This window comes from Marinobacter sp. V032, assembly GCF_052645435.1.
Genome location: NZ_JBQXYE010000001.1, coordinates 156,378 through 170,383 on the forward strand (window position 1 = coordinate 156,378; position 14,006 = coordinate 170,383).

The 14,006-nt window shown below is 55.0% G+C and carries 12 protein-coding genes and 1 tRNA gene; 7 read left to right on the top strand and 6 right to left on the bottom strand.

Annotated elements, in window-relative coordinates; genetic code table 11:
- Positions 1 to 31: 31 nt before the first annotated feature.
- The 3 genes from ACUN9X_RS00725 to ACUN9X_RS00735 form a co-directional block, all read right to left on the bottom strand.
- Entirely contained in the window at positions 32 to 1,498 is a 1,467-nt protein-coding gene (locus ACUN9X_RS00725; protein WP_445471882.1) for a mannose-1-phosphate guanylyltransferase/mannose-6-phosphate isomerase, read from the bottom strand.
- Positions 1,499 to 2,012: 514 nt separating this feature from the next.
- Positions 2,013 to 2,489, bottom strand: coding sequence for a bacterioferritin (gene bfr, locus ACUN9X_RS00730; RefSeq protein WP_445471883.1), 477 nt, complete (start codon positions 2,487 to 2,489; stop codon positions 2,013 to 2,015).
- Positions 2,490 to 2,633: 144 nt separating this feature from the next.
- Positions 2,634 to 2,840, bottom strand: a complete 207-nt coding sequence (locus tag ACUN9X_RS00735; protein ID WP_260036845.1) for a bacterioferritin-associated ferredoxin — start codon at positions 2,838 to 2,840, stop codon at positions 2,634 to 2,636.
- 200 nt (positions 2,841 to 3,040) lie between these two features.
- On the opposite strand from ACUN9X_RS00735, the gene ACUN9X_RS00740 reads away from it, so the two are divergent.
- A tRNA-Arg gene (locus tag ACUN9X_RS00740) sits at positions 3,041 to 3,117 on the top strand.
- Positions 3,118 to 3,249: 132 nt separating this feature from the next.
- Here the strand turns inward: ACUN9X_RS00740 and ACUN9X_RS00745 are convergent.
- Positions 3,250 to 4,992, bottom strand: a complete 1,743-nt coding sequence (locus tag ACUN9X_RS00745) for a 7TM diverse intracellular signaling domain-containing protein (RefSeq protein WP_445471884.1) — start codon at positions 4,990 to 4,992, stop codon at positions 3,250 to 3,252.
- Positions 4,993 to 5,375: 383 nt separating this feature from the next.
- Here ACUN9X_RS00745 and ACUN9X_RS00750 point away from each other — a divergent pair, with 383 nt between their 5' ends.
- From ACUN9X_RS00750 to ACUN9X_RS00775, 6 genes are all read left to right on the top strand, one after another.
- A complete protein-coding gene (locus ACUN9X_RS00750; RefSeq protein WP_445471885.1) occupies positions 5,376 to 6,491 on the top strand; it encodes a hypothetical protein in 1,116 nt (371 codons plus the stop codon).
- A gap of 100 nt (positions 6,492 to 6,591) precedes the next feature.
- The gene (locus ACUN9X_RS00755) at positions 6,592 to 7,653 is read left to right on the top strand and encodes a hypothetical protein (protein ID WP_445471886.1); all 1,062 of its coding nucleotides are present in this window, start codon (positions 6,592 to 6,594) and stop codon (positions 7,651 to 7,653) included.
- Positions 7,654 to 7,881: 228 nt separating this feature from the next.
- Positions 7,882 to 8,865: a hypothetical protein gene (locus tag ACUN9X_RS00760; RefSeq protein ID WP_445471887.1), complete on the top strand. Its 984-nt coding sequence runs from the start codon at positions 7,882 to 7,884 to the stop codon at positions 8,863 to 8,865.
- 121 nt (positions 8,866 to 8,986) lie between these two features.
- On the top strand, positions 8,987 to 10,168 hold the full coding sequence (gene hmpA, locus ACUN9X_RS00765; RefSeq protein ID WP_445471888.1) for an NO-inducible flavohemoprotein: 1,182 nt from the start codon (positions 8,987 to 8,989) through the stop codon (positions 10,166 to 10,168).
- Between the two features lie 207 nt (positions 10,169 to 10,375).
- Positions 10,376 to 10,591 carry a hypothetical protein gene (locus ACUN9X_RS00770; RefSeq protein ID WP_445471889.1) on the top strand — a complete coding sequence of 72 codons (216 nt, stop codon included), beginning with the start codon at positions 10,376 to 10,378 and terminating at the stop codon, positions 10,589 to 10,591.
- Positions 10,592 to 10,685: 94 nt separating this feature from the next.
- Positions 10,686 to 11,123 carry an Rrf2 family transcriptional regulator gene (locus ACUN9X_RS00775; RefSeq protein WP_445471890.1) on the top strand — a complete coding sequence of 146 codons (438 nt, stop codon included), beginning with the start codon at positions 10,686 to 10,688 and terminating at the stop codon, positions 11,121 to 11,123.
- Between the two features lie 69 nt (positions 11,124 to 11,192).
- Here ACUN9X_RS00775 and ACUN9X_RS00780 read toward each other — a convergent pair whose 3' ends face one another.
- Positions 11,193 to 12,038: a hypothetical protein gene (locus tag ACUN9X_RS00780; RefSeq protein WP_445471891.1), complete on the bottom strand. Its 846-nt coding sequence runs from the start codon at positions 12,036 to 12,038 to the stop codon at positions 11,193 to 11,195.
- 233 nt (positions 12,039 to 12,271) lie between these two features.
- On the bottom strand, positions 12,272 to 13,867 hold the full coding sequence (locus ACUN9X_RS00785; protein ID WP_445471892.1) for a solute:sodium symporter family transporter: 1,596 nt from the start codon (positions 13,865 to 13,867) through the stop codon (positions 12,272 to 12,274).
- Positions 13,868 to 14,006: the final 139 nt, after the last annotated feature.

Sequence of the window (14,006 nt, forward strand, 5' to 3'; positions counted from 1 at the left end):
CCCACTGCCGGTCGTCCTTGCAATAGGTTTATCAGGCTTTTACTGACGCCACCGGAATCTCATCCTGCTCGCGGGCAGGCTCTGATTCCGTCTCTGTACGTCCGTAGTTGTCCTGCAGTCGCTCGATGTCGTCCTCACCCAGATAAGTGCCGGATTGTACCTCGATCAGCTCGAGCGGAATCTTTCCCGGGTTCGCCAGCCGATGAACAGTGCCGATCGGAATATAGGTCGACTCATTCTCCGCCAGCAAAAAGGTGTCGTCACCACGGGTGACTTCAGCCGTGCCCGAGACCACGATCCAGTGCTCGGCACGATGGTGATGTTTCTGCAGCGAAAGTTTCTCGCCCGGTTTGACGGTAATCCGCTTCACCTGGAAGCGACTGCCCATATCAATACTGTCGTAACTGCCCCAGGGACGATAGACCTCGCGGTGGCAAATCGCCTCGGTGCGCTGGGAACCATTAAGCTGATTCACCAGTTTTTTGACGTCCTGTACCCGGTCGCGGTGCGCGACCATCACGGCATCTTTGGTATCGACAACAACCAGGTTCTCAACACCCAGCATGGTCACCAGTTTGTCCTTTGAGTGAACAAGGCAGCCGCGGGAGTCTTCGAGGCAGGCATCACCGATGATGACGTTGTCACTGTCGTCCTTCTCATTAATGTCCCACAAGGCTGACCAGGAGCCCACATCATTCCAACCGGAATCAAGTGGCACCAGAACGGCGCGATTCGTGTGCTCCATCACTGCGTAGTCAATGGAATCATCCGGACAATGCTCGAATATTTCAGCAGGGATGCGGGTGAACCCTAGATCCCGCGTGTAGTTACTGGCGGCCAAGGCACAGGTATCGTAAATATCAGGACTGTGCTTTTTCAGCTCTTCCAGATAAGCATCAGCACGAAACATGAACATCCCGCTATTCCAGAAATAGCCCCCTTCCTGCAGAAGCGCGGTCGCGGTTCGGGCGTCAGGCTTTTCAATAAACCGGCTGACCTTGAGTGCGCCCGTCGCGGCGTCCGCCTGTTCGCCACTGGCGATATAGCCATATCCCGTTTCGGGGCGATCCGGTGTCACACCGAACAGTACCAGCGCACCTTTCTTCGCGGTCACCTGCCCTGCGGCCAGCACCCGGTGAAAAAGCGCGGGCTGATCAATTGCATGATCGGCTGGCAACACCAGCATGATCTCTTCAGGGTTCTCCCGAGCGATTTCCATCGCCGCCAGTGCCACCGCAGGCGCGGTGTTGCGGCCAAAGGGTTCGAGCAGAATCGAGCGAGACTTGAGATTAATGGCCTCTAGCTGCTCCTTCACGATGAACCGGTGTTCATCGTTGGCAACAATCAACGGTGCGCCCATACCCTCGGGCAAGCGCGTGAGCGTGTCCTGAAACATGCTCTGGCTGCCAACCAGCGGAAGAAACTGCTTGGGATATGCCTGACGCGACAACGGCCAGAGCCGGGAGCCCGTGCCGCCTGAAAGAATTACTGGAATCATCACCCGCTCCTTATCCTCAATGAGTATTCGCCTGGAATGCCCTGTTTTCGGGCATCCGACCTCTGCGAGGTTTCCAATCCATGAGCACTGTCTTTTAGCACCAACAATCGTGCTATCCATGACCACGCTGCCCGCATCACGCTCTATCAGGCACTGCTGCTTGCAACAGCCTGCCTGTAACGGACGATCTGATAAACAAAACAAACACAATGTGTGCCAGCTTGCGCATGATACCTGATGATAGGACGAACGAGCGCCGTACTCTGATCTTCAATACCGATCTTCAATACCGATCTTCAATACCAGGGATTTTCAACATCAGGCGCAGACGTTATCGCATTAACAGGTTAAAAGCTGGTTACCGAAAATTAGCGTTTGGGAAAATCTGGAAAAACCGAGGAAAAACAGGCGAGAATCAAACGGAGGAGTCAAAACGAAACACAAATTTCTCAACAAAAGAACGACAGCGGGCGACGCCCTTGAAAGCACGCCGCCACCGCCAGAGCCGACAATTTTAGCTGGCCGCTGTGCTCTGAAGCTGAACGTAGTTCTGCTCGCCCATGCGCTCGATCATATCCAACTGAGTCTCAAGCCAGTCAATATGATCTTCCTCACTGTCCAGAATGCTGCGGAATAGTGCACGACTGGTGAAATCTTTCACCTCTTCGCAGTACACAACCGCCTCTTTCAGGTCCTTGTGAGCAATATGCTCAAGCTTGAGATCGCACTCGATCATTTCCTTGACGTTCTCGCCAATCATCAGCTTGTTGAGATCCTGAAGGTTCGGCAGCCCCTCGAGAAACAGAATCCGCTCAATTAGCTGATCGGCGTGCTTCATCTCGTCAATGGATTCTTCGTACTCTTTCGCCGCAAGGTGAGTGATGCCCCAATCCTTGTACATGCGAGAATGCAAAAAGTACTGGTTAATCGCCGTCAACTCGTTGGCGAGTACCTTGTTCAAAAACTGGATGACCTTCTTATCACCTTTCATTACTGACGCACCTTGTCCGTTCCATATGAACAACAAGGATAGACCTAAAGCCAGCAATAAAAAATCGCAACGGAAAATGATTCCCAGTGGCACCAGAGGCGCATTCAGCCTGGTGCCGGAAGGCAGGTAAAACGGAGGGATTGGTCAGGCAGGGTGGGCGAGCAATCCGGCCATGTTCAGGTAGTCGTTTGACTGGCACTCACGCAGAATTTCACGTGCAGTGGAGGCACAGCGTCCGCATTGACGGCCAACGCCCATTTCCTTTCCCAGCTGACGCATGGAGCGACAACCCTCTTCCGCCGCTTGGCGAATCTGGGTATCGGTAACTCCCTGACAAAGGCAAACGTACATAAACGCCTCGCACCTGACTGATTAAACGATGATGATAATTATTGTCATTCGCAAGCATGATTGCAACCCTTCCTGTTCAGTTTTTGTGTAACGGTTTGCCACTACCTATCTCACCCTCTTAATCCAGAAGACTAGACAGAAACCGCCCTCACACGTAAGATTGCGCACTCGAAATTGACGTACCACCGTCAAGCTCGAATGCGCCCGTAGCTCAGCTGGATAGAGCGCTGCCCTCCGGAGGCAGAGGTCAGAGGTTCGAATCCTCTCGGGCGCGCCATATTCCACAAAAAAGCCCACCTAGCGTGGGCTTTTTTGTGGAATCGTGGTTTGCCGGAGGGCAGATAAAGAACCTCAGTTCGACAAATTGCGAACGCAATATGTGACGTGCTTCACACGCTAACCGGGGCCTTCAGGACAGGGCGTGCTCGACACCCTGAATCATGCGATCCAGCCGGGTGCGCTCGTCCTTTGAGAGATCGCAGTGGGCGATGACGTAGTGAGAGGTGCGAACGACCAGCCGCCATCGGGGATTTTTGGGTAGGGTCTTCGGGTTCAGGTATTTGTCCAGGGTACGGGTTTTCGGTGTACTGCCATCCATATAGACCCGCCAGCAACCACTCTGTTCGGCCAACTGCACCTTACTCTTGCCGGTGTGGCGCTCCCAAAGATTGAGCGTGAACCGCAAGAGTTCGGTCAACAGTGCGCGACTATCGCGGCGGTCGTCGTGCGCTTCGTGTCGATGCACGGCAGCCGAGGATGAGGGGTAAGTTAACGTCTGCTGGCCTGCGAGCTGGCCATGTTCGCCACGCAGACGGCTTTCCAGATCGCGGATGCGTTTGCGACTGTCACCCAGTTCCCGGTAGAGCCCCTCAAAAAGTGGAGTAGACCGTGGTAACAAACCGCTCAGCGCAACACCGGATGAATGATCTGTCAGTGGCCCTAGCTGTTTGAGTCGGTTGGCCCTCAGCTGCCACAAATAGGTCACCTGAAGCACGACGAACAGTATCAGCCCCCAATGCACGACAGGCCGGTTGTGAATCTGCAACTGGTTCATCAGCAGATCAATCACCAGCGCACTGACCAGAACAACAACACTGAGACGAAACCATTGAACGCCTGGTCCAAACTGTCGCAGTCGGGGGACATACCGGGCGGCCACAAACACCGAAATCGCCAATGCGCCTACCTTGAAGGGGATCACTGTCAGGGTTCCGGTTTTCACCGGGAATATCAGGGTCAGTAGCGACAACACGACACAGTACGCACCCACAAGCTGAGGCAGCCGTTTACTGATCTGGCCTTCCAACAGCTCATAAAGGTAATACACAAAACTGGCCATGCCGAAGTACAGAAAGATATGCTCAGCTTTCTGTAAGACGCTCCATGGCAACCCATCCACCTGATACAGAATACGCTCGCCAACCAGCAAGGCTCGGGTTCCGATCACCAGACAGAACAGACCAAGGAAAGTCGCCGCGCGGGCATCGCGATCAATCAGCCTCTGCGCAAGAAGTGATAACCCGATGGTGATCAGCACTCCACTGAAGAAAATATCGAACAGCATGGGCCAGTCTTTGAGCCAGTAATAGCCACTTTCATCTGTAATCAGAATACTGCGCCGCACACCTCCCTGCTTGTAATGGAAGTTTGAAACATGAATCACCACTTCGATGACGCCATCAGTGGCGGGGATTGAAATCAGCTGCGGGAGGAAGTGAGGGGACTCAAGATCAGGGGATGCTGCAGGCGTACCAACAGTGGCAGAGAGTTCGCCATTAATGAACAGCCGGTACGCTGCCGGGACATCTGACAGCGCCATATAAAGCGGTTTTCCAGCAGGTACCCGAACCTGCGTATGAAGCGTGCCAAAGCCATTCGTTTGCTGACTCAGCGGAGCGTCGTTCCAGAAGCCAGGTATGGGAAAAGGGCTGTCAGAAGCCGCCGGGTCAGCTGCAGGATTGGCCGGCGCCAGAAAGGCTCCCCGGGTGAAGCGCCAGGTGCCATCCAGAGAGAAGACCTGGCCTGCGCCCCATTGTTTGTCGCGCAAATCAATAGAGGCCGTTTCCGCGCCATACACCGCCGGGCTGCCAGGCATCAGCAGGATAAGCAACAGGAACAGACTGTTCGAAAATAAGCGTTTCAGGATCTGCATACTGTAACCAGCGGCACTTATCGTTGTTGTTGGCTCGTGCTGACCGAACAGCGACTATGACAGGCTCACACCCGTCGTTCTATGGCGTGGCTCACGTCATGACAATTAAGCTGCAAGGCCGTGAAACGCCCTGACAGCGGTCCGCCACTATTCAACACCAGCCATTTCCCAGCCTTTCAAATGCATCAACAGCGCATCTCGATAAAATAATTAAAAACAATATCTTACCCAACATTTACCTTTTTTGACATTGTATGCCGTGGCTGCATTTTCTAGCGTCAGCAGATCATGGCCTGTCCAACTCCGTGTCTATGAAGCCCAGCTTTCGGCGACACCATCGAGACAGGCCAGAGCAACAAAAACAATAAATGCGGCGGCACGCAATGAAGCACTCTTTTCGATACCTCGCCCTCGGCGCTGGTCTGATCGTCGGTTTGTCGGTTCTGCTATGGGCAGTCGCCAGTGGCTCTGATCCGGATCGGTCAGATCGCCGGCATACCACGACCGAAACAACAGCGGGAACTGCCGCATTTCCACCTGCAGCTCCCGCGCCTGCGCAGAATACCGATCCGGACGAAAGCGAACCCAATCCCTACGCCGATGCTGCGCTTAACTCGCAAATCCTCCAGGTGGCGGATATGTATGACGCCAATATGGCGTATCCACCTTTCTCCCAGCCAATAAGATCGGCTGAACAGCTGCGACAGTTCCAGCCCAATCACACGCCCTCCCATACCGGCTTGCCATTTGAATTGGAGAACGGCGACAGCGTCAAACTGAGCATCGACCTGGATCGCTACGTTTATTTCAGCAACGAAGTCATACCGGTGGCGGTTTCGGTGATATCCGACAAGGGGCTATCGGCATCGGCAATGGAAGTGCGACTGGTGGGCGATCAGGGACAGGAGCTGATGTCCCACGTGACGTCGGACTACCAGAAGCAGTGGCTAACGGCTTTTGACACCCACACGGCAAGCACCGGTGACTGGCCGATCGAACTCCAGGTTCAGGCGCGAGTCACGGTCAATGGCGAATCCCTTTTCATGTCCGCCCCCCTGCGTTATCAGCAATCGGTCGCCGAACTGGTCGCAGTGAATTACAGCGATGTGAACGGCGAGTATCTGACGATCCCCCTCGAATTTGATGTCGAAAGGGATGGGTACTATTTCCTCAGCGGCAATCTTTACAGTGCAGAAACCGGTAACGCGCTGGTGCATCTCGAAGCAGAAGGCCCTCTCGCAGGACCACATGATGCGATGGACTTCAGGGCCCACATTGCCGCCTTGCAGCTGAGCGGAGACGAAGGACCCTACGAGCTCCGGGACGTGGCCATCGTCAGAACGTCCGAGCAGGGCGAAAACTACGACCTCTACGGCCGCGCTGCCAAACCAGGCTTTCACGTCGAAGGTTTTGACTTCGGCCTTTACCAGCAAGTGCCCTACGAAGACCCGCTCCAGCAAGAGCGACTGGAATTTCTAAAAACACTGGGACGACTTTAGTGGCTGTCGCGACTGAAATGGCTGATGTGCCCGGTGACAGGAGCTGTAACGCGCAGGATGCGCCTGATAATCCACTCCAAAAACAAGACAAGGGACGAATATGACAACAATAAAGAAAGTTCTGGTCACTGTAGCCTTAATGGCTCTGGCCAGTGTTAGCCAGGCCCAGTTAGCGGGTAAAAATGTAGTGCTCATACACGGCTTCAGGGCCAGTGATATCGAGAACAAACCCGGCAATAGCCAACTGCAGAATCTGGCCAACAGTTACTGGTCTGCCTACTGGAACAAATCATCCCGTGCCGAAGCGGTGTTGTATTGGTCGTCAGCCGATCGGATTACCGGCGGCATCAAGGATGATATTCGCAACCAGCTCAACGGATTAGCTAATGCCGGCACATGCAGCAACGGCTGCGTGTTTGTCACCCATTCCACGGGCGATCTGGTTACGCGCTACGCACTGCGGAATCTTGGCGCCTGGGGGCTGAGCAATAAAATCAAGGTTCTGGCGGTGCTCGATTTCGCCGGAGCAGGCGGCGGCACCGAGATTGCCGACGTGGCTGTTGGCGTCTCTGAGGGGCAGGGCTGGGTGAACAGCGCGCAGCGGTCCGCCATCCGGACGTTTCTCGGGTTCACCCCGGAGCGAGGCAAACTCGGCGTGCTGACCGATCTTCAGCCGAGCAGAGCCCGCAATATCGCGACCTCCAGCAGCAGTGTGCCGCGCCTGCGTTTCGTCGGCACCGGCTGGCAGTACGGAGGCGCCACCAAACCCTTCCTGCCCGGCATGGATGACAGCGTGGTGCCACTGCACAGTGCATGCGGTGCGTCATCGATCGGAGCTTATGACACCTGCAACCGCAACGTAGCCAACAACGGCGTACTCAAAACCGTGAGCAAGTCGCCATCGGGAATCTGGTACAACTACTTTCCGGTGATCATGGGCGAAAAAACCAATCATGGTGGAACGATCAATACTTCAACCGGCAGCGAGTTCACTACGGTGAAAAACAACTTTACCCGCAACGGCATTACCGTAGACCTATCCACCCGCACCGAGAAGAAGTGGTGGAGTAACGGCAAGCAAGTACGTTGGGTTCGCTTCAACGGCAACTGGGGATCACAGTACAACCTGTCCCGGGTGGTATATGAGACCCTGAACAACTGACGACATCGGCTGCGCACCCGCACTTGCGCAGCCTTTATTGGCGCGGCATCCCGCCGCGCCGTTAGCCAGGGTCCCGGCAAACGCCAGCACTCGCAGAATCCCCCACTCCGTTTGCCTCACGAAAGCCCCTCCGCGAACAAGGCAAACCTTCAGGAGAGCGCCTAAAATGGACTCAGGCCTGAGCGCGCCAAAAACGTTCAGCTCAAACCATTTCGCCCGGTGCCGGCTATGCCCTGGTTTTCAACACGCAGTCACAACAATGCCCGACGGCGGATGCTGGCGACCTTGGTTGCAGGCAGTCTTTTCAGCACATCAGCCCTCTCCGCAGCTGAGGAAAATAGCGGCTATGTCGACAAGCTGATTGATCGCTTCAAAAACAGTGACATCAAGCTTGGGAACACCGCCTCAAACAAACCCTTTATACCCATGGTCTATCTGGACACACGCGCCTACGGCGACACCGAAACAGATACCCGTGCGGGCGACAGGCTGAATTACCGGTTATTCAACACTTCACAGGCAGCCGGTTTACCGCTGGTGTTGAGCGACCGCGATGTGTTGATCCTGGGCGAGTACGTCAACTATTCCCGTTTTCTGGTGGACACCGGCAATGTCGATGATTTCTCTGTTACCTCTCTTGGCCTGCCCATCGGCTGGTTACGACAGGTAAATCCCGACTGGCAGATCGCCGCCTTCGTGATGCCGATGCTGCACCACAGCACCATCAAATCCAATACTGACAACTGGCAAACCATGGGCGGCATTTTTTCACGCTATGTACAGAACGAGCAGCTCTGGTGGGCCTTCGGTTTCTTTGCCGATCATGCGGCCGATGGCGACCTTTACTTGCCGTATATCGGCGCCTCTTGGGCAATGACGCCCGAGTGGTCGGTGAGTGCCATCATGCCCTGGCCGGATATCACCTGGGCCCCCACCAGAGACTTCTTTATCAGCGTTGGCGCTTCGCTTTCCGGCGCATCCTGGACTGTTGATGAGGGTGACGGCGATGTAGCGATTGACCTTGATGGCTGGGATTTTGGCGCATCGCTTAACCAACGTGTGACAGGAAACCTCTGGGGTCACCTCAAACTGGGCGTCGGCGGATTACGGGGCTTTCGTTGGGAAGATTCCGATTTCGAACAGGCCGATACGCCGATTGATTCTGATCTCTTTTTCAGCATCGGCGTTGAGTACCGCCCGGGCATTGACTGACACCTTCGCTCTTCTCCACCCCGCAACACATATGGACAAATTGACTCACCCGGCTGGAAGAGATTGAAGTGCACGCTTAAACATTTATTATATATATATGTTTAAGCAACCGGAGAGACTCATGCTCACAAACGACACCATTGCCACAGTCAAAGCAACAGTGCCTGCCCTCAGGGCACACGGCGAAGCCATCACCACGCATTTTTACCAGATCATGTTCCGGGACTATCCGGAGGTGAAAGCCTACTTTAACCAGGCGCATCAGGCCCAGAGCACCCAGCCACGTGCCCTGGCCAACAGCGTGCTGGCCTATGCCGAAAACATCGACCGGCTGGAAGCGTTGAGCGAAGCCCTCCCGCGTATTATTCAGAAACACGTGGCGCTGGATATTCGTCCGGAACACTACCCCATCGTGGGTGAATGCCTGCTCAAGGCGATTCGGGAAATTCTCGGTGAGGCCGCAACAGATGCCGTCATGAATGCCTGGGCGGAGGCCTATGGGCACCTCGCGGGGATTCTGACGCAGGCAGAAGAATCCATTTACGCCGAGCATGAATCCCGGCCAGGTGGATGGCGGGGGCCTCGGCGCTTCCGGGTCACACGTAAGACACCCGAGAGCGATGTGATTACATCTTTCTATCTGGAACCTGTAGACGGTGAAGCCATCATGGCATTCGAGGCGGGCCAGTACATCACGATACTGCTGGAAGTGGACAATCAGCCCCTGCGCCGCACCTATTCGCTGTCCAGTGCTTCAGGCAACAACCACTATCGCATCAGCGTAAAACGTGAAGCCAACGGGGTGGCATCAAACTTTTTGCATGATCAGGTTGAAGTGGGTACTGAAGTGGATCTGTTGCCACCATCCGGCGAGTTCACGTTGACCGAAAGCACTCGTCCGCTGGTGCTGCTGACAGCAGGCGTTGGCATCACACCCGCCGTGAGCATGCTGGAAACCATCGCCGATACCGGCCGCAAGGTTCACTTTATCCACTGTGCGCTGAACAGCCGTGTTCACGCTTTCCGCGATCACGTCGATACTATTGCGGATCAGCACAAGAATGTTGAACCCCACTACATCTACAGCCATCCACTAAACGACGACCGCGCGCACGGCGAGGGCTTTATCGACGCCGAAACAGTCGGTCAGCTCCTGCCGGATGACAGCGACGTGGATCTCTACTTTCTGGGCCCCAAGCCGTTTATGCAGCTGGTCTGGTCGATCGCGAGTGATCTCCGGATACCCGAGCGGCAAATCCGGTATGAGTTTTTCGGGCCGCTTGAAGATCTAAAAGTCGGATAACAAGCCTTCGACACTATGGAAGCAGTGCTTTTACAGACAGGCTGACCCTTACCCGATGGTCAGTCTGTCTGGCACCAGAATTCCGTAAGATGCAACACACCACGGGCCCTCAAAGAGAATTAAAAATTTACACACGGTGACTTGAACAGCTTGAATACCCGGCATACTATAAACATGTAAATTAAATAAATGTTTAAGAGGTGCATCATGGAAAAAATGCTCGGCGCATCCAACACAACTCTCCTTATAGCTATTCTGGCTCTGATCGCGGCTACTCTGATTTCCTACCCCTTTGCGGATCAGTTCACCATGCCCCAGCAAATCGGCGCCCATCTCGGCATCCTGTTTTTCGCCATTATGGTGAAGCTCTCCTACATTGCCCGACTGGTCTGCCTGAAAGCATTGGGCAGGCCTGTTCACTAAGAGATCGCTGATTGCGATATGATGGCCACCCAACGGCGGATAACCAGCTGGTGGTTTTTGTCCGCGAGAGCCCTGAATCAGGAGTTGGCTATTAATGCGTATCACCCGATACACCGACTATTCGTTGCGGGTACTGATCTACCTCGCAAGCCACGGTGAGGAGCTGACGACCATCCAGCAAATTGCCGACAGCTATGACATTTCGAAGAACCACCTGATGAAAGTTGTGCACCAGCTCAATCTCAAAGGCTATATCGAAAGTGTCCGGGGCAAAAACGGTGGCTTGAGACTGCGGCTGCCACCAGAAGAGATCAATATTGGTGTGTTGGTCCGCGAAACGGAGCAGGATATGGATCTGGTCGAATGCATGGGATCAGCCAACGAGTGCCGTATTACGCCGGTTTGCGGCTTGAAAGGCATTCTTGCCAAGGCATTGCAGAGCTTCCTTGCAACACTGGACGAATACACCCTGGCCGACCTGGTGCCCGAGAAACATCACAGCCAGCTGCTGCGGTTGTTGCAGATTTCCTGACCGACCCACGGCCAACGTGTCCGTCATACCCGGTATCAGGCCGTCCGCCTTCCTGTTCGATATTCACCCTTACCTTGCCCGCACAAACACCCAGCTCGTTGCCACATCATCACAGACCAGAATGTCACCGTTAACGGCGCTGCAATTGTCGAGATTCGCCGGCAGCTTGCTGTGCAATCGCGCCTTCACCGCCAGGGTTTTCTTGTCCTGTTTGAGGTAGTGGTAGGTTGATTCCATCCGCTGCGCATAGTCCACGCCCTGCGACTGATGACGCCAGAATCCGTTATAAAACCGGGTAAAGCTCATAGTGGCGCCACCCAGACCGATCTCCAGCATTTTGACGATATAGCGATCGTAGGCAGTCGACAGATACCGGCGGACGGACACTTCATCCTTCAGGTCGCCGGTAAATGACGGCAACCCCAGCTTGTTCTCTTCCGATAGCACGCCATTGGGCAACGCCCGGTTAGGTTGATTGGATACAAGTTCAAACTGGCGGCCGGGACAGCGAATGCTGTCCCCTTGCAGAGTGCATTCCCCCAACCCCGTATTGCCGAACGCAGGACTTTTTCTCGAAGGTGGTTCAGTGGCGGGCGGGGTCACCTGTGCAGATGCCTTTGGCGCAGCGGAGGTTTCAGGCTCTGGAGCCACTTTCGGCGAAGGCACTGCAAGTCCCCAGCGCGCCGCTGGACGCTTGAGCAAGAGCGCCTGCACCTGCGGGTCATTACGCCGAAAATCTTCAAACGACGGCAACGCCACGTTCGCGTCTTTGGCTTTGATCTGGCAGTAGAGTTTTTCGTATTCGGTTTGCGGCTGGCACTGAGGTGCCGCCTGACTGACGACTGGCGCCATACCCAGCAGCACCAACGTGCATGCCCTTACATATCCGGAAATAACAGCTGAAGCACAGGTCACTGTACAAATACCTTGTGAACGACCGGGGCGGCAAAAGTGCCGGTTACGGCTTATCAAGGCAGGCTACGGCGCTTTCAAAGAACCGTCAATTTTTGTCGGGCGGGCGCGCTACCGGCATTGCTATGGAGAAACTCAAGTTGCGTCCCTGAAACAAAAAACGGGCTGACAGGGTCTTATTCCCCGGCAGCCCGCGTTTTCAATCACGAGAGTTCTTCAGTCCTCGTTGTGAACACTCACCCCGCGAAGGCGGCGTAAATCGCGATTACCAGCACCACCAGCACTGCACCGGATGGAACTGCATACCTCCACGGCGTGAGATCAACCTTGCCGCTGTCTTCATGCACCCAGGCGGTTGCCCGTGGGCTGATTTTGCCGAGGATCAACATAAAGGCCACCAGCAGCACGAACACAAGTGAGACAAAGTGGAAGTCGTGGATGACGTCCAGCAGGCCGGTGAATGGCGGTACAAAGTAAACCAGCCCGATGATCGCACAACCACCGATCAGCGAAATTTTGGCTGCACTCGACGGCACGCGCTTGGTCAGCAGGCCAACCAACACCACGGCGAGAATCGGGATGAAGTACATCGCATTCATCTTCTGCAGATAGCCAAACAGGCTTTCCTGACCCGCCAGCATAGGTGCAATGGTCATCGCGGCTGCGGCCATGACCCAACCAAATATTTTACCGACCCGGACCACCTGCTCTTCAGTGGCGTCCTTGTTGATCACGTCCTTGTATAGCCCCAGGCTGAACAGCGTCGTTGTACTGTTAAGCGCCGAGTTGAACGACGACAGAATCGCGCCCACCATGACCGCAGCGAAGAAACCGGTGAGGTACGGTGGCAGTACATTAAAGACCAAGTGACCGTAGGCTTCGTCGGCACGGATACCATCGTCAGCATATAGATTGAAGGCGATGATGCCGGGCAGTACCAAGTACAAAGGCCCCAGCAACTTGAACAGGCCCGTCAGCAGAACACCCTTCTGGCCTTCTGCCAGGTTCTTGGCCGCAAAGGTACGCTGGATGATTTGCTGGTTGGTGGTCCAGTAGAAAACGTTGATCAACAAGACGCCGGTAAACAGTGTGGCGAAGGGCACTTGCTGGTCACTGCCGCCAATTGAGTTGAGCTTGTCAGGATTGGCCTGTTTGAGGGCATCCCATCCGGCCATAACGCCGCCCCCATCACTGACCGCTTGCAGGCCGAAGTAGACAATCACGAAGCCACCAACCAGCAGGCCGACGCCGTTCAGCGTGTCCGAGACTGCAACCGTCCGTAAACCACCGAACAGGGCGTAGACTGAGCCGATAATGCCTACGATCCAGACGGTTCCCCACAGCAGCGCGGTATCCGACTGAATACCGGTCAGGCCCGGCAGGTCCAGCATGCCCTGCAAACCCACCGCACCCGAGTACAGAATAATCGGCAGCAGAATGACTGCGTACGCCATCAAAAAGATGATGTTACAGATCAACTGCGTCGTGTCATCGAAGCGGATTTTCAGCAACTGCGGCACGGTTGCAATACCACTTCGCAAAAAGCGCGGCAGGAAGAACAGCGCCAGCATGACCAGTGCAATCACCGCCACGATTTCCCAAGCCATGACGCTCAGGCCATCGGTGAACGCGGCACCGTTGAGCCCGACCATCTGCTCTGTGGACAGGTTGGTCATCAACAGCGAGCCGGCGATCAATGGAAAGGTCAGGCTCCGGCTGGCGAGGAAGTAACCGCCGGTACTGCGGTGGTCATCATTGCGGGTCACTCGCCAGGTGATAAATGCCACCAGACCAGTGAAGAAGAGGAACGATATTAGCGTGATAGCATGCATTTCGAATCCTTTGTCCTTGCGTGATTATTGTTGGTTGTACACATCGGCTCGCCAGCCCGGCGAACGGAAAATGTTATGGACGGCGACAGAACGTCAGCGGAACACCAGATGGTCGGACATCCGGATGCACGCAAGGCGC